The 23,157-nt window shown below is 65.8% G+C and carries 18 protein-coding genes; 6 read left to right on the plus strand and 12 right to left on the minus strand.

What is annotated here, in order from left to right; translation table 11 throughout:
* Window positions 1-338: 338 nt before the first annotated feature.
* Window positions 339-1,151: a carbohydrate ABC transporter permease gene (locus tag FNA67_RS14310; RefSeq protein WP_053167923.1), complete on the minus strand. Its 813-nt coding sequence runs from the start codon at window positions 1,149-1,151 to the stop codon at window positions 339-341.
* 107 nt (window positions 1,152-1,258) lie between these two features.
* On the minus strand, window positions 1,259-1,579 hold the full coding sequence (locus FNA67_RS14315) for a 2Fe-2S iron-sulfur cluster-binding protein (protein WP_049705802.1): 321 nt from the start codon (window positions 1,577-1,579) through the stop codon (window positions 1,259-1,261).
* Between the two features lie 190 nt (window positions 1,580-1,769).
* Between FNA67_RS14315 and FNA67_RS14320 the strand changes: the two genes are divergently transcribed.
* A complete protein-coding gene (locus FNA67_RS14320) occupies window positions 1,770-2,936 on the plus strand; it encodes a GGDEF domain-containing protein (RefSeq protein ID WP_147656469.1) in 1,167 nt (388 codons plus the stop codon).
* A 4-nt stretch (window positions 2,937-2,940) separates the two neighbouring features.
* On the opposite strand, the gene FNA67_RS14325 is transcribed toward FNA67_RS14320, so the two are convergent.
* Window positions 2,941-3,327 carry an Hpt domain-containing protein gene (locus FNA67_RS14325; protein WP_049705804.1) on the minus strand — a complete coding sequence of 129 codons (387 nt, stop codon included), beginning with the start codon at window positions 3,325-3,327 and terminating at the stop codon, window positions 2,941-2,943.
* A gap of 353 nt (window positions 3,328-3,680) precedes the next feature.
* Here FNA67_RS14325 and FNA67_RS14330 point away from each other — a divergent pair, with 353 nt between their 5' ends.
* The 3 genes from FNA67_RS14330 to FNA67_RS14340 all read left to right on the plus strand — a co-directional run bounded on the left by FNA67_RS14330 (window position 3,681) and on the right by FNA67_RS14340 (window position 10,490).
* Window positions 3,681-8,936 carry an apolipoprotein A-IV repeat region-like domain-containing protein gene (locus FNA67_RS14330; RefSeq protein WP_147656471.1) on the plus strand — a complete coding sequence of 1,752 codons (5,256 nt, stop codon included), beginning with the start codon at window positions 3,681-3,683 and terminating at the stop codon, window positions 8,934-8,936.
* Window positions 8,937-9,051: 115 nt separating this feature from the next.
* A complete protein-coding gene (locus tag FNA67_RS14335; protein WP_147656473.1) occupies window positions 9,052-9,549 on the plus strand; it encodes an HIT family protein in 498 nt (165 codons plus the stop codon).
* Window positions 9,546-10,490 carry a phosphotransferase family protein gene (locus tag FNA67_RS14340; protein WP_170267318.1) on the plus strand — a complete coding sequence of 315 codons (945 nt, stop codon included), beginning with the start codon at window positions 9,546-9,548 and terminating at the stop codon, window positions 10,488-10,490. The genes FNA67_RS14335 and FNA67_RS14340 overlap by 4 nt, the downstream gene beginning before the upstream one ends.
* On the opposite strand, the gene FNA67_RS14345 is transcribed toward FNA67_RS14340, so the two are convergent.
* On the minus strand, window positions 10,487-11,671 hold the full coding sequence (locus tag FNA67_RS14345) for an MFS transporter (RefSeq protein WP_147656478.1): 1,185 nt from the start codon (window positions 11,669-11,671) through the stop codon (window positions 10,487-10,489). The two genes, FNA67_RS14340 and FNA67_RS14345, sit on opposite strands and share 4 nt — an antisense overlap.
* 68 nt (window positions 11,672-11,739) lie before the next feature.
* A complete protein-coding gene (locus tag FNA67_RS14350; RefSeq protein ID WP_170267319.1) occupies window positions 11,740-12,939 on the minus strand; it encodes an MFS transporter in 1,200 nt (399 codons plus the stop codon).
* 157 nt (window positions 12,940-13,096) lie between these two features.
* On the opposite strand from FNA67_RS14350, the gene FNA67_RS14355 reads away from it, so the two are divergent.
* Together FNA67_RS14355 and FNA67_RS14360 are read left to right on the plus strand one after the other, a co-directional pair.
* Window positions 13,097-13,513 (plus strand): VOC family protein, encoded by a 417-nt coding sequence (locus tag FNA67_RS14355; RefSeq protein ID WP_049705810.1) that lies wholly within the window; start codon window positions 13,097-13,099, stop codon window positions 13,511-13,513.
* Window positions 13,514-13,611: 98 nt separating this feature from the next.
* Complete coding sequence (locus FNA67_RS14360) at window positions 13,612-15,282, plus strand: alpha/beta hydrolase (protein WP_049705811.1); 1,671 nt, start codon at window positions 13,612-13,614, stop codon at window positions 15,280-15,282.
* Window positions 15,283-15,293: 11 nt separating this feature from the next.
* On the opposite strand, the gene FNA67_RS14365 is transcribed toward FNA67_RS14360, so the two are convergent.
* The 7 genes from FNA67_RS14365 to acs form a co-directional block, all read right to left on the minus strand.
* Entirely contained in the window at window positions 15,294-16,319 is a 1,026-nt protein-coding gene (locus tag FNA67_RS14365) for a glycosyltransferase family 4 protein (RefSeq protein WP_147656482.1), read from the minus strand.
* Window positions 16,316-17,110 (minus strand): UDP-2,3-diacylglucosamine diphosphatase, encoded by a 795-nt coding sequence (locus tag FNA67_RS14370; protein ID WP_049705813.1) that lies wholly within the window; start codon window positions 17,108-17,110, stop codon window positions 16,316-16,318. Before FNA67_RS14370 ends, FNA67_RS14365 begins: the two co-directional genes overlap by 4 nt.
* 78 nt (window positions 17,111-17,188) lie before the next feature.
* Window positions 17,189-17,782 carry a LysE family translocator gene (locus FNA67_RS14375; RefSeq protein ID WP_147656484.1) on the minus strand — a complete coding sequence of 198 codons (594 nt, stop codon included), beginning with the start codon at window positions 17,780-17,782 and terminating at the stop codon, window positions 17,189-17,191.
* A 75-nt stretch (window positions 17,783-17,857) separates the two neighbouring features.
* Window positions 17,858-18,958 carry a glycoside hydrolase family 3 protein gene (locus tag FNA67_RS14380; protein WP_147656486.1) on the minus strand — a complete coding sequence of 367 codons (1,101 nt, stop codon included), beginning with the start codon at window positions 18,956-18,958 and terminating at the stop codon, window positions 17,858-17,860.
* Between the two features lie 61 nt (window positions 18,959-19,019).
* Window positions 19,020-20,123 (minus strand): helix-turn-helix transcriptional regulator, encoded by a 1,104-nt coding sequence (locus FNA67_RS14385; RefSeq protein ID WP_049705815.1) that lies wholly within the window; start codon window positions 20,121-20,123, stop codon window positions 19,020-19,022.
* 275 nt (window positions 20,124-20,398) lie between these two features.
* Entirely contained in the window at window positions 20,399-20,803 is a 405-nt protein-coding gene (locus FNA67_RS14390; protein ID WP_147656488.1) for a DoxX family protein, read from the minus strand.
* A 226-nt stretch (window positions 20,804-21,029) separates the two neighbouring features.
* Entirely contained in the window at window positions 21,030-22,976 is a 1,947-nt protein-coding gene (gene acs / locus FNA67_RS14395; RefSeq protein ID WP_147656490.1) for an acetate--CoA ligase, read from the minus strand.
* Window positions 22,977-23,157: the final 181 nt, after the last annotated feature.

Here is a 23,157-nt window from a genome sequence, read left to right on the forward strand (position 1 = left end):
GGCCCCGAAAGTACTGGTTTTGCTGGAGTTCTCACAAGGCGCCGGGGTTCAATAGCTTTAATATTCCCCTCCGCTCGACCCCGGTAGAATGGCGTTGGCGGCGAGGGCCGCCCCGGCGAAAACCAATCTTGGATTGGCATGTGCGAGGAAACGCGAAAGCGGCGATTGGGCGTCGGCGCAGGGAAAGGGATTTCTGCGACGGGCCGCGATGAGCAAATGCGGTTTCGTCGTAGGGGGTGATGGTAGGGAGCGGTTCGGGAAGCAGCTTAAACTTATCTCCCCTGGTGGGGAGGGATACCTGCTGGCGAGCGGCCGGCCACTTGCCAGAGCCCGGGAGCCTAGCCCTTGACGCTGCCCTGCGTGGTGATGGCCGCGATGATGCGTTTCTGGAAGACGAGGAACACCACGATGGCCGGCAGGGCGGCCATGACGACGGTGGAGTTGCCGGCGCCCGGCACCTGGTCGATGGCGACGGCGACGTTCATCTTTTCGTCCCTGGTCACCGCCAGGAACGGCCAGAGGAAGGCATTCCAGGCGCCGATGAAGGTGATGATGCCCAGGCCGGCGGTGATGCCGCCCGAAAGCGGCAGGTAGAGCCTGGTCAGCATGCGGAATTCGGAGGCGCTGTCCATGATGCCCGCCTCGCGCAATTCCTTGGGAAGGCTGTCGAAATGTTGCTTGTAGACGATGACCGCCAGGGGCGCGATCAGCTGGGGCAGGATCACGCCCATCCAGCTGTTGATGAACCCCATGCGGAACATCAGGAAGAAATGCGAGATGATGAGCGCCTGCACCGGCACCGCAAAGCTCGCCAGCACGATCCACCAGAGCACTTTACGGCCGGGAAAGCTCAGCTGCGACAGCGCATAGCCGCAGGTGGCGCCGGTCACGAGCACGCCCAGCGTAACGCCCGCCGAGGTGACGACCGAATTGAGATACCAGACCGGCAACTGCGTGGTGGTGATGACGCGATAGTAGTCGGCGAGAAAGTTGCCGCTCGAGAGCGAGCGGTAGAACGTGGCCCACACCGGGTAGAACCACATCGCCGCAAAGACGATGGTCGCAAGAGTGAGAAACGTGCCCGGCCCCAGGCGCGGCGGACGCAGCGCCGGAAAGGCCCACGCCTCCGATTTCAACGACTGGTCGGTCATGCTGTCGGTCGATTCCCCCCAAATGGCGGGCTATCGGACAGGCATCGCGCCTCGCGCGCAAGGAAAAACCGGGAGTTGCCGCCCGGCTCTTTCCGGGGAGCGCGGACTCAGCCCTGGCGGGTGGGCACGTTCACGACCAGCCCGTCCAGCTCGTCGCGCACCTTGATCTGGCAGGACAGGCGGCTGTTCTCGCGCACGTCGAAGGCGAAATCGAGCATGTCCTCTTCCATGACCGAGGGGCCGCCGACCGTTTCGGTCCAGGCATCATCGACATAGACGTGGCAGGTGGCGCAGGTGCAGGCGCCGCCGCATTCGGCGACGATCCCCGGCACGCCGTTCATGATGGCGTTTTCCATGACGGTCGAGCCATTTTCGGCCTCGACCTCGATGCGCGATCCGTCGGGCTCGACATAGGTGATCTTAGTCATTAACGATTGTGCACTCTCGATGTGTTGCAAGGGATATAGCGGCGGCGGCCCCTTGCGACAAGGCGCGCGCCTGCATGGCAGGCCAGCGCGCCGAGCCGGCGCGATCCGGGCAATTTGACCGATCGCGCTAGTGGCATGTTCATGCCCGCCCGATATTTGGCGAAGTCGAGAGGATTCAAAGGCCTATCCCATGTATATCGCCTTCATCCAGCCGATCCTTCTGTTCATTTTCGCGGCCGCCATCGGGGGCCTGTGGGCCTGGCGCAAGCAGAACGGGCAGATCGCCTGCATGGCCGCCGGCTTCGCGCTTTTCGGGCTCGGGCTCGCCATACAGATCAGCCAGATCCCCGCCGCCTCGGTGGATAATGCCGTCGCTTCGGCCATCGCCTACAGCGCCGGCGCCGTGGCCTTTTCGCTCGGCGTGCTCGAGCGCGTGCACCGGCGCCGCGCCGGCGCGGTGCTGGTCGGCATGGGCATCGCGATCGTGGTGGGTATCTGGTATTTCGCCGCGATCGACTACCACCTGGTCGCCCGCGTCTACATCCTCAATTTCGGGTTGGGCGCCATCATGCTCGTGGCGACCTGGTTCGCCCGCTCGCTGGCGCGCGGCAGCCGCACCGACAAACTGCTGTTCTGGCTGGTGCTGGTGCTGGCGCTGCACTTCTTCCCGCGCACGGTGCTGACCGCGGGCAGCATCGGCAGTTCCGATCCCGCCGACTTCAGCCAGACTGCATTCTGGAACGCCACCACCTTCGCCTTCGCGGTCCTCGGGCTCATCACCGGCATCGGCGTCATCGTCACCACCATGGGCGACGCCCTGTCGGAAGCCCAAAAGGAGCGCGATACCGATCCTCTCACCGGCCTTGCCAACCGCCGTGGCCTCGAAAGCGAGATGCAGGCGCTGATGGCCGATCACGCCTCGCGCCCGATCTCGCTGATCGTTTGCGACCTGGACAATTTCAAGTCGGTCAACGACCGCTATGGGCATGCCGCGGGCGATGAGGTGCTGAGCGCTTTCGCCCACACGCTGCGCGCCAACACACGCCAGGGCGACCTGGTGGCCCGCCAGGGTGGGGAGGAATTCGTGGCCATCCTGCCCCGGCTCGATGCCGAAAAGGCGCTGGCCTTTGCCGAGCGGCTACGCCTTGCTGTGGCGGCGACCGGCTTTGACGAGATCGCAACCGGGCTGTCGGTGACCGCCAGCCTTGGGGTCGTGCAATTGCGCGATCGAGAAGACCTGGACGGCGCGCTCAAGCGTGCCGATGAACTGCTCTATGCCGCCAAGCACAATGGTCGCAACCGCACCTACGCGGAGGGCATCGGCCCGGTCGGCCGGAACCGCAAGCGCAAGGCCTAGCCCCTCAGATCGGCTCGTCCTCGAGCAGTTCGGCGATGAAGACCCGCGTCTCTTCGACAGTCATGGCGATATCGTCGATCCGCTCGGGATTGATATCGCCCTGGCGCACTTCGTGTTCGGCAAGCTTGCACATGTCCACGATCCCCCAGGCGCCTACGCCCGAGGCGGCGCCCTTGAGGGCATGCAGGTTGACCAGGAGCTCCTGGCTGTTCGTCGAAGCCTCAAGCCGCCCGAAATAGGTGCGGGCCACTTCATCGAACATGCGCATCACTTCGCATTCGAGCGCCCAGTCGCCCAGCGTCTGCTTGGCGAGATGCACCAGATCGATCGGCCTGCGTCGCGCCGCGGCTTCGTATGCCGCGGGGAACAGGGCTTCCAGGGAGCGTGCCATAGGCCACCATCCTTGTGGTTCACCGGCCGCTTCTGCGCCCGGTGATTCGAACCTATGGCTCCGCTCTGAATCGCTGCTTAAGCCGGATGGTAAACGGAAGAACTCCCGGCTGCCTGCGGCTTTGCGCAGTTCCCCACTGTGAAAATTAACCTTTCATTAAGAAAGGGTTCGGTTTGCATAAAATTTGACGTATAAAAGTATGTTACCAACGCGCGGCGGCGTAGGTGCCGGGGCAATCGAACGTATTTGTGTCGCATTGTACCGATTTGAGGGTCGTCCTGGAAACGGGTCGCGCTTCATACTGACTCGCGCGCCGCCCTGTCGGAACTGCCGACGCAAGAGTTGTAAAGAGTATGGCGAAACAATCGAACTCACCCGCAAACGATCCCGCCGCGTTGGCCTTTTCGGCAGTCGAGGATGCTCTCAAGGCATCGGTGTTCGATACGGACACCGCGCCCCCCTCCTCGCGCTCGGCCACGCAACCGCGCTCGGAGCGCCTGCGCACCGCTGACAAGATTGCCGCCCAGGCAGGCTCGGTCGCCAACGACGACAGGCTGCAGGGCTCCAAGATTCTCTACGGGCTCCAGACCCGGGCCTCCTCCACCCCCACCTGGGTCGCCCTGGGCGCCTCGGCCGTCTGGGTGCTGGGCACGGTCATTGCGGGGGCGCTGCGCTTCAGCGGCGACTTCGCCAAGCCGGGCTTCATCGGCTCGCTCGAATTCATGACCTGGCTGGGCATCGTCATCATCCCGGTCATCGGCTTCTTTGCCATCGCCACGCTCGTGCGCCGCGCGCAGGACCTGCGCCTGGCCGCCACCTCCATCACCCAGGCTGCCGTGCGCCTGGCCGAGCCCGAAACCACCGCTTCCGAAAAGGTCGCCTCGGTGGGCCAGGCCGTCCGCCGCGAAGTCAACGCCCTCGGCGATGGCCTCGAGCGCGCCCTGTCGCGCGCCGGCGAGCTCGAGGTGATGATCCACAACGAGGTCACCGCGCTCGAAAAGACCTATTCGGAGAACGAGCAGCGCATGCGCGCGCTCATCGCCGAACTCGCCAACCAGCGCGAAGCGGTCATCACCAATACCGACAAGGTCCGCGAAGCGATCACCGAGTCCCATACGGGCCTGGTCTTCGACCTCGACATGATCAGCCAGCGCATCTCGGGGACCCTGGTCGAGAACGGCGGCAACCTCACCAAGGCGCTCGAAACCGCGGGCGCCACGCTCAACAACGCCTTCGCCGAGCGCACGGATTCGTTCGTCTCGCTGATGGACAACCGCACCTCGGACCTCATCTCCCAGCTCGATGAGAGCGCCACGCGCCTCAACATGACGCTCGAGGACCGCACCTCCAGCGTCACCGGCGCGTTCGATGGCCGCACCGAGGAACTGGCCGCCCTGATCGATGCCCGCGTGAGCTCGCTCACCGACGCGCTCGACCAGCGCTCCAACTCGTTCTCCACCGAGATCGACACCCGCACCGCCGCCCTCGCCTCCCTCCTCTCGGAAGGCGGCATGGCGCTGCTCGACCAGCTCCGCGATCGCGGCCACGAAGTGTCCGGCGCCCTCGAGAGCATCGGCTCGCGCATCTCGACCGACATCTCGGCCCGCACCAACGAGGCCGAACTCGTGCTCGGCACCCTGTCGCGCCAGCTCGACGAAAGCGTCTCGATCCATATCAATTCGATGGAAAGCCGCCTGCAGTCGGCCCTGATCGAACTGGGTGGGGCTCTCGACGAATCCTCCGAGCGCGCCCGCCTGACGCTGGCCAGCGCCGGCCAGGAATCGCTTTCGGCCTTCGACAATCGCCTCGACGAAATCTCCAGCGGCATCGACACGCGCCTGCACTCGCTCGACAACGTGCTCGGCACCAAGGGCGAGCACATCATCGAAGCGCTCGACCGCCACGCCTCGACCTTCACCGCCCGCGCCAACGTCCTCGAGATGGCGCTCGACGAGAAGTCCGGCCATTTCAACGACGTCGTGGCCCGCCACACCCAGGAGATGGCAGAGACCATCGACACCCGGGCCAAGTACATCACCGAAGCCGTCAGCGACCGCACCCGCGAACTCTCGGGCAGCCTGGAAGAACACACGCGCATCCTCGCCGATGCCCTGGACGACCGCAGCCGCCTGCTGTCCGACACCATCGCCGGCCACACCAGCGAGCTGACCACCGCGCTCGAAGGCCATACCGGCAAGTTCTCGGACGAGCTCTCGACCCGCACCGCCGAGCTTTCCGAAGCTCTGGCCGGCCGCACTGGCGAACTCTCGGCGACCCTTTCGAGCCGCACCGGCGAACTCACCGAAGCGCTTTCGAGCCGCACGGGCGAGCTTTCGGACGCGCTCTCGAGCCGCACGATCGAACTCTCGGGCGCCCTGGCCACGCACACCACCGAGCTGTCCAACACGCTCGACAACCGCACCACCCAGCTCTCCGACACGCTCCAGGCCCGCACCTCGCAGCTGGCCGACAGCCTGGAATCGCGCACCAGCCACCTCGCCGACACCCTCGAGAGCCGCACTTCGCACCTCACGAGCACGCTCGACGAGCGCACCTCGGCCCTTTCGGGCGCGCTGGACAGCCGCACCGCAGCGCTCAACGACGCGCTCGAAACGCAGACCTCGGCGCTCTCGTCCACGCTCGAGACCCGCACGGCCATCCTCGCGGACTCGCTGGACAGCCACACCACCCAGCTCGCCGACACCCTGGGCAACCGCATCGGGGCGCTGGAAAGCGAGCTCGAAGCGCGCACCATCCAGCTCTCGACCACACTCGACAACCGCTCCGAGAAGCTGGCCAACGCCATGGAGCAGCACTCGGCCAATGTCGCCACCACCATGGATGGCCACACCGACCGCATCACCGGCGCCCTGGTCAACGGCACCAGCGCCCTCACCGACGCCCTGTCGAGCCACACCAACCTGCTCAGCGACGCCCTCCAGGGCCGCACCGAGGAGCTGGCCGCGGCAATCACCGAGCGCACCGAGCACATGGCCGCCACGCTCGAGGAACGCTCCAGCGAAGTCACCAACGCGCTCGACGGGCGTACCCGCCAGCTCGCCGGCACCATCGGCGAACGCTCCCAGCAGCTCTCGGACGCCCTGGGCATGCGTACCCAGCAGCTTTCCGAAGTCCTGGGCAGCCACACCGCCTCGATCTCCGATGCCCTGGCCACCCGCACCGCAGAGCTGGCCCGCGCCATCGACGAGCAGGGTTCGGCCGCGCATGACAAGATCGACCAGAGCCTGCGCAACGTTTCCGACACCCTGGGCACCCGCGCCAGCGAGGTCTCCGACCTCATCGCCAGCAAGGTCGCCGAGGTCAATTCCAACCTCGGCCAGGGCATCGACGACGCCATCTCGCGCATCGTCCATGCCGAAAGCGGCGTGACCGCCCGTATCGACCAGGCCGCGGCCACCGTGGGCGAATCCAGCCGCCGCGCCGCCGACATCATCGAGACCGGCGTGGAATCGGCCCGCAAGACCCTGACCGAGCTGGTGGACGATCGCCTGGGCACCCTGCCCGAGGCCATCACCGCCCGTGCCGACATCACTGCCGACCGCCTCGCCGCGCTCAACGCCGCGATCAACACGTCCCTCGTCCAGTCGATGGCCGATCTCGAATCGGGCGCCGATCGCATCGAGGAAACCATCGCCACGCGTATCAGCGTCGCCACCGCCGGCATTTCGGACGAAGTCTCGGCCCATGCCAACCGCATGGACTCGGCGGTGCGCTCGGCCCTGGTCCAGATCCAGCACGCTGCCTCGACCATCGAGGACCTGGTCACCAACAAGGCCTCGGTCGCTGCGCACGATATCGGCGCCAGCATGAGCGCGCTCAACCAGTCGCTCTCCCAGCACACCAACATGTTCGCCTCGATCGTCAACGAGAAGTCGAACCTGCTTCAGGGCGTGCTGGCCAACCACGGCAACGTGCTGCGTGACGCCCTCGCCGAGAATGCCCGCGAAGCCGAAGCCGTCATGCAGGTCTCGACCTCGCGCATCCTCACCGATGTCACCGCCGCGCTCGGCAAGCTCAACGACAGCAATATCCTGCTCCAGCGCGTGCTCGACGCTTCGACCAGCAACCTGGCGAACCTGGAAACCGCCGTCGCCCAGCAGACGCAGACCTACTCGAACACCGTTCGCGACGCGATCGGCTCCACCGAGCAGGCCGGCAAGCTGGTCACCGAGCACGTCTCGGCGCTCCAGCAGACCATCCGCGGCATGCTCAGCGAGTTCAGCACCCTCCTGGGCGGTCTCCATGCCGAGACCGACAGCATGGGCAAGGCGGCCGAGAACCTGCAGGCCACCGGCCAGTTCTCGCTGCAGACCCTCGAGGATCGCCGCGGCGCCATGGATGCCCTGGCCGCCAGCTTCGCCGCTCGCGCCGACGACATCGATACCCGCATGCGCGGTTTCGCCCAGTCGATCGCCGATACCGTCAACGATACCGAACGCCGCCTGATCGTCGCCCGCAAGGCGATGGAAGACGCCCTCAAGGAATCGTCGGCCTCGGTGGAATCGGTTCTCGACACCACCACCAGCTCGGTCTCGGGCGCCCTGTCGGAAACCGCCAATCGCGTGTCCGCCGCGCTCTCGCTCACCAGCGGCAACGTCAACAACGCGCTCTCCACGGCCACCGGCTCGGTGCAGGACGCGCTCAACACCACCACGACCGAAGTCGCCGCCCGCCTTGCCGAGCTGCGCAACACGGCCGGTGCCGAGGGCCAGCGCGCCGACGAAACCCTGCGCCAGACCCAGCAGCGCATGGTGGCCGAAATGCAGAAGGCCATCGAAGAGGCGACCCGTCGTTTCAACGACACCGCCTCGGCCATGCGCGCCACCGCCAAGGAAGTGGGTTCCGAACTCGAAGCCACCCGCGCCGAACTGCAGCGCGGCGTGGTGGAGTTGCCCGAAGAAACCCGTGCCAGCGCCGCCGCCATGCGCCGCGTGGTGGCCGAGCAGATCGAAGCCCTCTCCGAGCTCAACGCCATCGTCCGCTCGCAGTCGGCCACCCACGATGCCGAGGAACGTCGTCCTGCCGCGCGCCCTGCCCCGCAGCCGCGCCAGGAAGCCCCGGCCTATCGCCAGCCTGAATACCGCCAGCCGGAGCCGCCCCGCGCCGCCCCTGCCCCGCAGCCGGCCGTGCAGCAGCCCGCACCGCGCCGCGAGCCCGAAGCCGATGTCGCCACCGCCTCGCGCGATGACAATGGCGGCTGGCTGCGCGACGTGCTGCGCAACGCCACGGCCAAGCAGCAGGCATCGGGCCAGGCGAGCCTTTCCAGCCTCACCGACGAGATCGCCCGCTCGATGGACGAACCCGCGTTCGGCGATGCATGGGCCCGCTACCAGGCCGGCGAATCCAACGTCTTCTCGCGCCGGATCTATACGCTCTCCGGCCAGGGCACCTATGACGACGTCCGCAAGAAGCTTCAGCGCGACGCCGACTTCGCCCGCACGGCGCAGTCCTACATGATCGAGTTCGAACAGCTCCTCAAGCGTGCCGCCTCCGGCCCGCGCGCCGCTGCCGAAACCCGCGAATACCTGCTGTCGGATCGGGGCAAGGTCTACACCATGCTGGCCCACGCCTCGGGCCGACTGAGCTGAGGAACCTCCAAAGCGTCACACTTCAAGAACCCCGCCTCGTGCGGGGTTTTTTCTTGGGACCGCTTGCCTGCGCCCCGGCGCTGCCTAGTATCGTGATCCGTTCGTGGGGGAGCCGATGACCGAGCGCATGGATTTCGACCTTGACGCCTATACGCGGCGCACGCGCGAGGGCGCCTGTTTCATCTGCCAGTTCCTGGCCGGTCATCCCGATTACTTCCACCACACCATCGCGCGCGACGACGAGGCGGTTATCTTCCTCAGCAAATATCCGACCCTGCCCGGCTACGCCCTCGTCTCGCCGGTCGCGCACCAGGAGGACCTGGCGGGCGAGCTGACGCGCGCCCAGTACCTCGCGCTCCAGGACCGCGTCCATCGTCTCTCCCAGGCCCTCAAGCAGGTTTTCGACGCCGAGCGCATCTACGTGCTCTCGCTCGGCAGCCAGCAGGGCAACCGGCACCTTCACTGGCACGTCGTGCCGCTGCCCCGGGGCGTTCCCTATGAGCACCAGCAATACCACGCCCTGATGGCCGAGAACGGCGTGCTCGATATCCCGGCGGACGAGATGGCGCAGATGGCCGCCCGTATCGCCCAGGCCTACCGGGCCATCTCGTGAGCGGCCCTACGGCGGTCGAAGCGGCCGCAGCCGCGCGCAGCGCCACGGGCTGGACCGAGGCCCGGGTCTGGCGCTTCTCGACCGGGTCGGGCCACTATGTCTTTGAGGCATCGGGCGAGGACGGTCCACCCATCGTGATACGCATGGGGCTGCCCACCCAACGCGCCGAGATGGCGCACGGCATCCAGCTCGACGAGCGCCTCGCGCGCCTCGGCGTTCCCCTGCCCACCCTCATCGCCTCCGGACTCGAAGGCGCATTCCCCTGGGTGGCCATGGAGCGCTTCGCCGGCACCGACCTGGGGGACGTGATGCATGGCCTCGCCGACCAGCAGCTCGCCGATATCGCCAGGGCCGTCGCCAGCGCGCAGACGGCGACACTCGCCTTTGGCTCGGAGGGCCGCTACGGCTATTCGGCCACTGCCGCCACCGCTCCCCACGCGCGCTGGGACCAGGTGGTCGACGCCAGCGTGGCGCGGTCGCGCCAGCGCATCCTCACCGCCGGCCTGTTCGATCCCGCCCTCGCCGATGCGGCGGCCGCGGCCGTCGAGGCATGGCGGGCACCCTTGCAGGCCCAACCCGCACGCCCCTTCCTCCACGACACCACCACGCGCAACGTCATCGTCACGGCAGACGGCCGCTTCTCGGGCATCGTGGATGTCGATGACCTCTGTTTCGGCGACCCGCGTTGGGCTCCGGGGCTCACCATGGCGGCGCTGATCGCCCATCGCGGGCCGGTGGCCTATGTCGACCATTGGCTGCGCGCCGCCGGCCATGCCGATGACGGCCTGTTCCGGCTTTATGTGGCCGTGTTCCTGCTCGACCTGATGGCCGAGCACGGGCTCTATTTCAACGGCAACGAGACGCCATCGCAACCAGAGGACCGCCAACGCCTGCGCGCGGCCTTCGAGGCCGCGCTTGGCGATCCGAGACTCATCCGCTAGCGCGGCTTGGGCGCCTTCATGCGCAGCGAAACCCAAACGCACCCGCCACCGGCCAGCGCAAAGAGCGCGGCCACGAGATAGGCATGCGGCCCCATCAGGCCGACCAGCCAGCCGAAGCCAATGAGCGAGATCACCGACATCGACTGCTGGAGCACGACGAAATAGCTCTGCGCCTCGGCCGCGATGTCCTCGCTCGTCCAGTTGGTGATGAAGTGGATCGAGGCGAGGAACCCCAGCGAAAAGGTGACGCTGTGCGTCAGTTGCAGGGGCACCAGCACCCAGACCGGTGGCGAAAAGGCCATCGCCACCCAGCGCGCCGCCGCCACCACCGCCGAGAGGATGATGAGGTGTCGCGCCGAGAAGCGCGTCGAGAAATGCCGCCAGGCAAACATCATCGCCGCTTCCGCGAACGCCCCGATGGCGATCAGCGGCCCGATGACGGATTCCGAAATCCCCTGCTCCTTCCAGAGCAGGGCCGCAAAGGCGTTGAGGATGAAGTGGGTGCCGAAGACCATGGCGAACCCGAAGATCGGCAGCACGAACCACGGCTTGAGCAGCTCGCGCGCCCTTCCGGCCACCGGCACGGCGTCTGCCACGGTGGGCTGGGGCGCCGGCGAGCGGAAGCGCGGCAGGCCCAGCGCCGTGCCGGCACGCAGGAGGCACAGGCCTACGAAGAGCGGCACGAAGGCCGCCGTGCCATAGCTGGCGATGAGGAAGCCGGTCGCCGCGTTGAGCACCATGTAGCCCACCGTGCCCCAGGCGCGGATGGTGCCGTAATCGGTGCCGCGACGGCGGGTCATGCGCATGGTGGCGGCATCGACCACCGGATTGACGGCCGAGTTGGGCAGCGCCGCCAGCGTCCAGACCAGCAGAATGCCCCAGAACTCGTTGACGAAGAAAAGGCCGATCGGGATGACGCCCGCCAGGAGCGAACCGATGATGATGACCGAGCGCCAGTCCTTGGCCCGGTCGGCCACCTTGCCGATCACCAGGTTCACCAGCAGCATCATCAGCATCGGCACGGCATTGATCACGCCGATCTCGCCGGCCGAGATGCCCATCGAATCCAGCCAGAGCGGCAGAGCCATCACCGCTGCGCCGTTGGCCATGAACAGGGTGAAGTAAAAGCCGGTCGTACGCAGCTCGGGCGTCAGGCGTCCGGCCTCTGGTGTCGAAGACATTGGAAGGTGCTCCGGGCGAGAGGATCCGCCCGGATTCGAGCTATGCCGGTTTCCCGCGCAAAACTCAATCAGTGCGCGGCGGCCATTTCGCTTTTCGTCGGCTTGAGCATGAGCGAGGTCACCACGCAGCAGAGCGCCACCACCCCGAACCCGGCGGCGAAAAAGAACGCATGCGCCCCCATGCTCGAGACCGCCCAGCCGAAGCCGAGCAGTGTCACCACCACCAGCGCCTGCTGCACGACGAACGCGAAGCCCTGCGCCTGGGCAGCGATATCCTCGCTCGTCCAGTTGGCGATGAAGTGCACCAGCCCGAAATAGCCCAGGGCATAGGTGAAGGCGTGCATGCTCTGCAGGAAGAACAGCGCCCAGACCGGCGGATTGAGCGCCATCAGCGACCAGCGCACGATGCACGCGATCGTGGCGATGAGGATCATGTGGCGAGCCGAAACCCGGCCGCCGAAACGCCGCCAGACGAACATCATCGCCGCTTCCGCCGCCGGAGCGGTGGCGATGAGCGGGCCGATAAAGGCTTCCGAGATGCCGTTGTCCTTCCAGATCAGCGCCGCGAACGAACCCAGGATCGAGTGCGTGGCCTGGAGGCAAGCGAAGGCCACGATCGGCAGCACGAACCACGGCTTGAGCACCTCGCGCAGCCGGCTGGCGCGCGGCTTGACCTGCGACACCACCGGCTCGCGCTTCTCGCCGCGGAACCGCGGCAGTTGCAGCGCCACACCGGCCCGCGCCAGGCAGACGACGACGAAGATGGGCATGAACGCGGCGCTGCCGAAGCGCGCGATGAGCAGGCCGGCGAGCGCCGCCCAGAAGGTATAGCCCACCGTGCCCCAGGCACGCACGAAACCGAAATCGGTGCCGTTGCGCTGCGTCATGCGCAGCGTGGCCGCATCGAGCACCGATGGGATGAGCCCGGCGGGAATGGTCAGCATCGTCCAGATCAGCAGGATGCCCCAGAAGCTGTCCACGAACAGCATGCCGATGGGGATGGTACCCGCCAGCAGCGCCATGATCACCAGCGCCTGCCGCCAGTCGCTGGCGCGGTCCGCGATCCGGCCGATGAACTGGTTGATGATGAGCATCACCAGCACCGGCATCGCGTTGATGATGCCAATCTGGTCGTTGGTCATGCCTTTTTCGTGCAGCCAGATGCCGAAATAGACCGAGGCTACTGCTCCACCCGCATAGGAGAAGAAGTGAAAGAACGAAGCGCGCAGCTCGGGGGTGAGGCCCGGCAGGCGGAGAAACGCCGACATGAGGTGTGCTCCGGGCGGGGGAATCCGCCCGGATCGTGAGGTACGCGCAAAGCCGAGCACCATGCAAGAAGAATGGTAGCTGCCCTCGCCTGGCGCTGCTGACAAAATCTGGAGGCCCGTTGCCCTAGCCTCTCCCCACCAGATCGAGGAGACAGACATGACCAACCCGCTGCGCGGCCTTTCCACCATCCGCTACCAGGCTCTCGACCACGAAGGCGCCAAGGCCTGGTATGCCGAACTGCTCGGGCTCGAACCCTATTTCGACCGTCCCGGCTATTGCGAATTCCGCATCGGGGACCACCAGCACGAACTGGGCATTCTCGACGCCCGCTACCTCGGCACGCTCGGCGCGGCTGCGGCACCGCAGGGCCCAGGCGGCGTTGTGGCCTACTGGCACGTCGATGACCTCGAAGGCACGCTCGCCCGCATGGTCGCGATGGGCGCCACCATCCACGAGCCGGTGCGCGAATTCGGCGAAGGCTTCGTCGGCGCCGCGGTGCTCGATCCCTTCGGCAACATCGTGGGCCTGATGTATAACGTCCACTATCTCGAGATGCTGGGCGCCCGTGTCTGACCGGCTGCCGGCCTGCTCGCAAGTGCCCGCTTGACGAGCAGGCCGCTAAAGGCTTCCATCCCCTTGGAATTCCCGTCCTTGAGAGATGGAGTAACCCGGTGGCCAGCCTCATCAAACGCTTTCGCGCCACGCTGTCCACGCCGGGCCTGCTGATCGGCACCCTGCTCTTCGCCCTTTCCCTCACCCCGTCGCTGCTGCCGCGCGATTTCGTGCTGCAGGGCATCCTCTCGGGCGCCTCCTTCGCCATCGGCTACGGCATCGGCGCGCTGGGCGGATGGCTTTGGGAATACATGGAGCTCAAGCTGCCGCCGGGCCGCGTCTCGCTCATCATCAAGCTCTCGGCCGCGGTGCTGTGCATCGTGGTGGCGCTGATCTCGCTCTATCTCAATACCGGCTGGCAGAACTCGGTCCGCAAGGTCATGGACATGCCTCCGGTCGAGAGCGCCCACCCCATCAACGTGGCCCTGGTGGCCATCGTCCCCGCCGTCCTGCTGATCGCCATCGGCTCGATCATCGCCTATGGCGTCTCGCTGGTGTCGCGCTGGCTGCGCCGCTACGTGCCGCAACGCGTGGCTTTCGTCATCAGCATCGTCATCGTGGGCGTGCTCACCGCCTATCTCTTCAACGGCCTCCTGCTCCGCAACGCCCTGCGCGCCGCCGACACGTTCTTCGAGCGGTTGGATGCCCTGCAATTCCAGATGAACCCCACCCCCGCCCCGACCGATCCGCTGGCCTCGGGCAGTTCGGCGTCCCTCGTCGCCTGGGATACGATCGGGCGCGACGGGCGCGTCTATGTGGAGACCGGCCCCAGCAAGGAAAAAATCCAGGAGGTCATCGGCCGGCCGGCCATGCAGCCGCTGCGCGTCTATGTCGGCCTGCGCTCGGCCCCCACGCTCGAGCAACGCGCGCAGATGGCGCTCGATGAACTAAAGCGCGTCGGCGGCTTCGAGCGCTCGGTGCTGGTGGTCATCATGCCGGTCGGCACCGGCTGGGTCGACCCGCCCGCCGTCGACACGCTCGAATATCTCCAGGCCGGCGACGTGGCGAGCGTGGCCCTGCAATACTCCTACCTCACCAGCCCCCTTTCCTTCGTGATCGAGCCGACCTACGGCACCGACGCGGCGCAGGCGCTGTTCAAGGCGGTCTACGACTACTGGACCACCCTGCCGCGCGACCACCGCCCAAAGCTCTATCTCCACGGCCTGAGCCTGGGCACGCTAGCCTCGCAAGGCTCGACCGAACTCTACGACGTGCTCGGCGACCCCTACCAGGGTGCGCTCTGGGCCGGCCCACCCTTCTCCAGCCCCACCTGGAGCTGGGCCACGGCCAATCGCGAACCCGGCTCGCCCGAATGGCTGCCGCGCTTCCGCAACGGCGCCAGCATCCGCTTCAACAACCAGACCAACGCCGTCGATATCCCCGGCGCCAAATGGGGGCCGATGCGGATCGTCTTCCTGCAATATGCCAGCGATCCGGTGGTGTTCTTCTCCTACGACGCCTTCTACCGGCGCCCGGCCTGGCTGGAGGGAGAGCGCGGGCCGGACGTCTCGCCAGACCTCGCCTGGTACCCGGTGGTGACCTTCCTGCAGCTGGCGCTCGACATGGCCCTGTCGCAGACCTCGCCCATGGGCCATGGCCACGTCTATGCGCCACGCGACTATATCGATTGCTGGGTCTCGATTCTCGATCCGCCAGGCTGGGACAAGGCCAGCATCGACGCGCTCAAGAAGACGCTTGAGCCGCTTTACACCTCGCCCGGACAGGCCTGAGCGCAGGCGCCTCAGGCCGCCTCGTCGCGCCAGCTCGAAGCCGGCACCAGCGCCGAGCGGAACTGCTCCGCCGCCGCCGCCCAGGTGAAGCGCGCCGCGTGCTGACGTGCCGCCTCGCGCGAGAGCGTGAGGGCGCGGGTCACCGCCGCCTCCAGGTCCTCATCGAGCGCCCCCGCTGCCGTGTCTGTCAGGATGTCGACAGGCCCTGCCACGGGATAGGCCGCCACCGGCACGCCCGACGCCAGCGCCTCGATGACGACGTTCCCGAAGGTATCGGTCCTGCTGGGAAAGACGAAGACATCGGCGCTGCGATAGAGCGCCGCCAGTTCCTCGCCATGCTTCTTGCCCAGGAACACCGCCTCGGGGAATGCCTGGCGCAGTTCGGGCAGTTGTGGCCCATCGCCGACCACGATCTTGGTACCCGGCATGCGCAGGCGCAGGAACGCCTCGACGTTCTTTTCCACCGCCACCCGTCCGACATAGAGCAGGTGCGGCCCCGGCAGGCCGGCGAACTCCGTCTTCGCGCCTGGGTGGAATCGCGACGTATCCACGCCCCGCGACCAGACGCGCAGGTTCTCGAACTGATGCTCGGCAAGTTCGGCGACGATGCTGGGCGTAGGCACCAGCGTGGCGGCGGCGCCGGAGTGGAACCAGCGCAGATAGGCGTAGCTCCATTCGGTCGGCACCGGCACGCGGGCCGAAACATATTGGGGGAAGCGCGTGTGGTAGCTCGTCGTATAGGCCAGTCCGCGCTCGACGCAGAAGAACTTGGCCTGCAGCCCCAGCGGCCCTTCGGTGGCGATGTGGATATGGTCGGGCATCATTCGCCCGATGATCTCGGCCACGGCCCCGATCGGCGCCAGCGACAGGCGAATCTCGGGATAGGTCGGCATCGGCACCGTCCAGAAGCGCTCGGGCGTCAGGTATTGCACCTTGTAGCCCTCGGACTTGAGCGTGTTGCCCACCGCCTCCAGACTATGCACCACACCATTTGTTTGCGGGTACCATGCGTCTGTGACGATGAGCAGGCTGGTCATGTCGCTTCTTTGCGCCTCCGGAAACGCCGGCCTTCCTGCTGGATGCCCGTCCACTTGATCAGCTCGAACGCGCCATCCGCGTTCTCAACGATCGCCGTGCAACTCTCGACCCAGTCGCCGGTGTTGATGTAGTGGATACCTAACCTGTCATGCATGTCGGCATAATGAATGTGCCCGCAGATGACCCCGTCCACTCCCGACTGGCGCGCTTCCAGCGATAGCGCTTCCTCGAAGCGCCCGATCACCGAGACGGCATTCTTGACCTTGTGCTTGGCCCAGGCCGAGAGCGACCAATAGGTCAGCCCCAGGCGCCGGCGCACCCAGTTGATGACGATATTGACGCGCAGGGCGAAGCGGTAGGCCCAGTCGCCCACATAGGCGAGCCACTTGGCGTGCCGCACCACCACGTCGAACTGGTCGCCATGGATGACGAGATAGGTCTTGCCCTGCGCGGTCGTGTGCACGGTGCGGTCGACGAACTCGACCTCGCCGAAATAGGTGCCCAGATACTCGCGCAGGAACTCGTCGTGATTGCCCGGAAGGTAGATCACCTTGGCGCCCGCGGCGGCCTTGTCGAGCAGGATCTGGGTGAGCACGTTGTATTCGTTGGGCCAGTGCCACGACTTGGCCAGGCGCCAACCGTCCAGGATGTCGCCGACCAGGTAAATGGTCTCCGCGTCGTGGTAGCGCAAAAACTCGATGAGCTGACCCACGCGGGTCGGGCGCATGCCGAGGTGCACGTCGGATATGAACAGCGCTCGGACGCGCCTCACCTCTCGGGTCTCAGCCATATACGAATCTGCCCCTTATTCCGGCCCAAAACTTGCCGCGGCACGGCGACGGCAATGTGACAGTCTATAGCGTCGGGATCACAGAAGGAACAGTACCACGGCCACGATCATCAGCGCGGCCAGAATTGCGCCCAGGAAGCGCTCCAGGCCCGCCCGCTTGAGCACGCGATCGAGCTGCCGGCCGAAAACCATCCAGAGGAACGAGGAGAACGGGCTGAGCGCCAGGCAACCCAGCGTGACGAAAACCAGCGTCAACACACGGCTTTCGCCCGGATCGACCACCAGCGCCACCAGCGAAACCGCCATGGCCCACGCCTTGGGATTGACCCATTGGAACAGCATCGCCTGGAAGAACCCCAGTGGCCTGTCGGCCCCTTGCGATTCCCCGATCTTGAGGCCCAGGAGCTGCCAGGCCATCCACAGGAAATTGGCGGCCGCCACGTATTTGAGCACGCTCTTGAGCCAGGGATACTGGACGAAGACCTCCGACAGGCCCAACCCGATCACCAGCACCATCAGCGGAAAGCCCAGGCAAATGCCCGCCGCCATGGGAATCGTGCGCGCCAGCCCGAACCGGGCGGTCGAGGCCATGAGCATCAGGTTGTTCGGCCCCGGCGTGAAGAAGGACGGGATGGCTGCCGCAAGGAAAGCGGCCAGGAGCGCGGGCGACATGGATGGAACCAATATTAGGTCAGCAATACTGACTTAATATCGGAACGGCTCGCGACCTGCAAGCCTCGTCCGCTGTCAGCCTCCGATCCTGTGCTTGAGTGCCACGATCCGCTCGTAGCTCTGCTGGATGCGGGCAGCGAACTTGGGGTCCTTTTCAGCCTCGCTGACCAGGATGGCGAGGATTTCATCGCCAAGCGCCGGATCGTAGGCGGCCGTATTGGAGAACAGCAGCACGTCCATGCCGGCATTGACCGCCTGCACCACCGTTTCCTTGAGCGTGAAGCGCTTGCGGATGGCCCCCATCTCAAGGTCGTCGCTGATCACCACGCCGTTGTAGCCGAGCTGGCCTCGCAGCACCCCGGTGATCCAGTCCGGCGAAAGCGACGCCGGCAGGCGCTTGCCGCCGCCGTCATAATCCTTGTGGTAGAGGTGCCCCACCATCACGAAGTCGTCGTACCCCTGGGCGAGAAGATCCCGATAGGGCTCGAGTTCGGTGGGCGACCAGGTCCTGGAAATATCCACGAAGCCTTCATGGCTATCGGCCGTGCTCGACCCATGCCCGGGAAAATGCTTAAGCGAAGTCAGCACCCCCTCGGCATGGTGGGCATTGATGAAGGCCAGCGCGTAGGCCTCGACGGTCTTGGGATCCTTGCCGTAGGCGCGGCCGAACTTGGTGATCACCTGGTTCTTGGGATTGATGTCGAGGTCGACGACCGGCCCGAAATTGACCGTGAAGCCCAGCCCCGCCACATCCCTCGCCATGGCCTCATAGAGCGCCTGCGCCCCGGCGGGATCGTTGCGCGCCGCCACAGTCTTGGCGTTGGGGATTTCCGAAAAGCCAACGTCCTTGGTCAGCCTCTCGACCGCCCCGCCTTCCTGGTCGAGGGTGAGAAACGGCGGCAGGTCGGGCGAAGCTTCCTTGAAGGCTTCGTTCATCGCCTTGACGGCTGAAAGGCTCGCCACGTTGTACTTGAGGTACATCAATCCGCCCAGGCGCCCATCGGCAACGGCCTTGCGGACCGCAATGACGGACTTGTCCTTGACGCTGTCGCCCTTGAACCCGACGATGATCATCTGCCCGGCCATCTGCTCGAGCGAGGCGGCGACACTGATCGCGGGAACCATGAGGGCGAGGGCGAGCCCGGCGATCAGGGGGCGAAGGAATTTAGCGGGCAATGAGCGTCTCCGGGGTGATTCGCGCCACCGTGCCCCAGCATTGCGGCAGAATCGTTAACGCTCACTCCCCCGCTTCCTGCCAGCTCTCGATCAGGAGGCGCACCAGTTCGGCCTGCCGGCGGGCGCCAGTCTTTTCGAAGATATGGGTCAGGTGCGTGCGCCCCGTACCCAGCGTGATGCCGCGCCGCGCGGCGGCAGCCTCGCGCCCGTCGCCCTTGATCACTTCGACGGCGTAGGCGGCCTCGGCGGGCGTCAGCCCGAAGCGCTCCTCGATCACCCGCAGCCGCCGCGCCAGCTTGCGCTCGGGGTCCTTGACGATGAGCAGCGCCGCGGGCGGCCGTGACATCGGCCAGAACACCTGCGCGCTGAACGGCACGACCTCGACCTTGACCGGCGAGCGGCCACCCGCGCGCCCCACCGACACGTTGCCGCCGGCATCCCCGATTTCGCGCCGCGCGCAGCCGTGGATCAGCCGGTGGAGACGTCGCGTGCTGTCGAGCCCTGTCGTTTCGAGCGCGCCTTCGCGCAGCGTCAGGCAATCGTTGCGCGCCAGCAGCGCCTCGCCGAGCGGATTGGCGAAGAACACCTTGCCTTCCTCGCCGACCAGAAACGCGGCATGCCCGATGGCCCCGAGCACCACCGCCAACCCCGAGCGCTCGATATGGCTGATGGCGAGCCGCTGGTTGAGGTGGAAGGCATTGGCCATATGCGGCACGAGCGTGCGGAACGTGCGCACCGCGTCGTCTTCGAAGGGGTCGGAGCTGTTTACCACCAGGTTCACCGCGAACACGCCTTCGAGCATCAGCGTGGTCGACATGGCCGAACGGAACCCCTGGGGCAAGCACCAGTCGTTGAAGAACTCACTGTCGTAGAAATCTTCCCCGACCGCCTCATAGTCCATGAGCACTCCACCGGGCGGCGTTCTGTTGACCGCTTTGGCGAAAGGATTGCGCACATGATAGTAAGAGCCGTAGGACGCCAGGTATTCAGGGTCGGTTCGGGGCGCTACCACCCATGGCAGGACTTGCGGATTGGCCCCGCCGAGAACGGCTTCATTTCCATCGATGGCATCGGTGATGGCTTTGAGAGTATCGGGCCATAATTGCGGGTCCGCGCCAGCGGCGTAAATGGCACCGACAAGTCTGAGCAGGCCGTCCTGGTCCAAAACCGAGCCCCCATGATCGACCAGTGTTGGGCTTGTCTGGGGATTGTGCAACGGAAATATTGCTGGCGCGCTGGCGCGGGCCATCACTTTTGCCGTCTACGCCGAACGTCAGATGCCTGGGGCGGGCGTCTACGGGACACTGCATCCGTTGACCTCCCATTTGAGCGGCGTCGCGTCTACAGGCGGCACCAATGCTCACCGAGGCATGCAGAGCCCCCAAGTGAGCATGCACGGAGGTTGCGGCGCCCCAAAACGCCGCAACCTCCGGTTTTGCATCAGGCCGTCGCGGGACGCATGCCGTCGCGCGCGTCGAGCGCCCAGGCTCCCGGACCGGCAAAGATCAGGTAGAGGAACACGAAGCAGAACAGTACGGCGGCATCCCCGCCATTGTTGCTTGGAAAGAAGCTGTTGGGCGAGTGGACCATGAAATAGGCCACGGCCATCTGGCCCGAGGCCAGGAACGCGGCGATGCGGGTCTGGAAACCCACCGCGATCAGGATGCCGGTGACCACTTCGATCACGGCGGCCAGGCCGAACAGCGAGAACAGCGGCGGGCTCATCTGCGCTTCGGGGAACCCGAAAAGCTTCTGGGTGCCATGGGCGATGAACAGCAGGGCAGTCATGATGCGCAGCACGGCAAGGGCCTGCGGCGCATAAGCGTTGAGACGATCGGAAATCATGAGGCAGGCTCTCCGGTTAATGGAACCTGCAATCGCTAAACTGCCTTCGCCCCCGCAAGCCAATGAAAGTTTTGTCATTTCCGTAGGGTTTCCGGATTTTTCAGCAAAACCGGCCACCTACACATCGTTCGCTTCGAGCGAACGGTCCTGGAGTTTTCCACAGCCGCCAAGAAAAAACGCCCCGGCTTTCGGGCCGGGGCGTCATGTCTCGGAAGAGCAGGACCGCTCAGCCGCGGTTCTGGCGATGCTCGATCAGGTCTTCGACCACGGCCGGATCGGCCAGCGTCGAGGTATCGCCCAGCGAGCCGAAATCGTTCTCGGCCACCTTGCGCAGAATGCGGCGCATGATCTTGCCCGACCGCGTCTTGGGCAGGCCCGGGGCGAACTGGATGAGGTCGGGCGAAGCGATCGGCCCGATTTCCTTGCGCACCCAGTTGCGCAGCTCGGTCTTGAGGGCTTCGTCGCCTTCCACGCCCGTCATCAGCGTGACGTAGCAGTAGATGCCCTGCCCCTTGATGTCGTGCGGATAGCCGACCACGGCGGCCTCGGCCACCTTGGGGTGAGCGACCAGCGCGCTCTCGACCTCGGCGGTGCCGATGCGGTGGCCCGAGACGTTGAGCACGTCGTCCACGCGTCCGGTGATCCAGTAATAGCCGTCCTCGTCGCGCCGGCAGCCGTCGCCCGAGAAATAGTAGCCCTGGTACTGCTGGAAATAGGTCGACATGAAGCGCTCATGGTCGCCATAGACCGTCCGCATCTGGCCCGGCCAGCTATCCTTGATGCAGAGAACGCCCTCGGCCTTGGTCTGCTCCTGGAGCCGGCCCTCGGGAGACAGCACCACCGGCTGCACGCCGAAGAACGGTTTGGTGGCCGAACCCGGCTTGGTCGGAATGGCGCCCGGGAGCGGCGTGATCATGAAGCCGCCGGTCTCGGTCTGCCACCAGGTGTCGATTACCCCGCAGCGCTCCTTGCCCACGTGCTTGTAGTACCACATCCAGGCTTCCGGATTGATGGGCTCGCCCACCGAACCGAGCAGGCGCAGCGAGGGCATCTCGTGCTTGTCCGCCCATTGCGGCCCCGCGCCCATGAGCGCGCGGATGGCGGTGGGGGCGGTGTAGAAGATGTTGACCTTGTGCTTTTCGACCACCTGCCAGAAGCGCGACGCATCCGGATAGCTCGGCACGCCCTCGAACATGAGCGAGGTCGCACCGTTGGCCAGCGGCCCGTAGACGATGTAGCTGTGCCCGGTGACCCAGCCCACGTCGGCCGTGCACCAGTAGATATCGCCTTCCCGGTAGTCGAAGGCGAGCTGGTGGGTCAGCGAGGTCCAGACGATATAGCCGCCGGTCGTATGCAGCACGCCCTTCGGCTTGCCGGTGGAGCCCGAGGTATAAAGGATGAACAGCGGATCTTCCGCGTTCATCGGCTCGGGCGGGCATTCGGCCGGTACCTTGGCCGCCTCGGCCTCGTACCAGACATCGCGCCCGTCCTGCATGGCCACGGCATTGCCGGTGTTCTTGACCACCACAACGCGCGTCACGCCCGGGGTCTTGGCGAGGGCGTCGTCGACGTTCTTCTTGAGCGCGATGGCCTTGCCGCCGCGGCGGCCCTCGTCGGCGGTGATCACGACCGCACTCTCGCAGTCGTTGATGCGGCCGGCGATCGAATCCGGGGAGAAGCCGGCAAAGATCACCGAATGCACCGCCCCGATGCGGGCACAGGCCAGCATCGCGTAGGCGGCGGCCGGGATCATCGGCAGGTAGATGGTGACGCGGTCGCCCTTCTTGACGCCCTGTGCCTTGAGCACGTTGGCGAAGCGGTTCACCTCGTCATAGAGGCGCTGGTATGTGATGTGGTCCTGGGTGCCGGGCGTATCGCCTTCCCAGATCAGCGCCACCTGGTCGGCGCGCTGCGGCAGGTGCCGGTCGATGCAGTTGGCCGAGATGTTGAGCACGCCGTCTTCGAACCACTTGATCGAGACGTTCGGAAACTCGAACGAGGTATTCTTGATCTTGGTGGGCGCCTTGATCCAGTCGATGCGCTTGGCCTGCTCGGCCCAGAATCCCTCCGGATCGCTGACCGACTGCGCGTACATCGCCTCGTACTGCTCAGCGGTGACCCAGGTGCGGGCCTTCGCCTCGGCGCTCGGTTCAAACACGAGTTGCTCGCTCATGCCTTTCCTCCCAGACAATCTTGTTGGTTTGGGCCGTTACTAACCATCACTGGCGCGAGGCCGCAAGCATACCACTTGCCAATTGGACGATTTGCCGATCGGTACTAACCGTTATGGCTCCACGTCCTCGCGGTTAACCGAGCTGGCAATCGGTACTTCGGCAACCGCGCCCCAAACCCTA

Origin of the sequence: Youhaiella tibetensis, from assembly GCF_008000755.1 — a bacterium.
Lineage (GTDB): Bacteria > Pseudomonadota > Alphaproteobacteria > Rhizobiales > Devosiaceae > Paradevosia > Paradevosia tibetensis.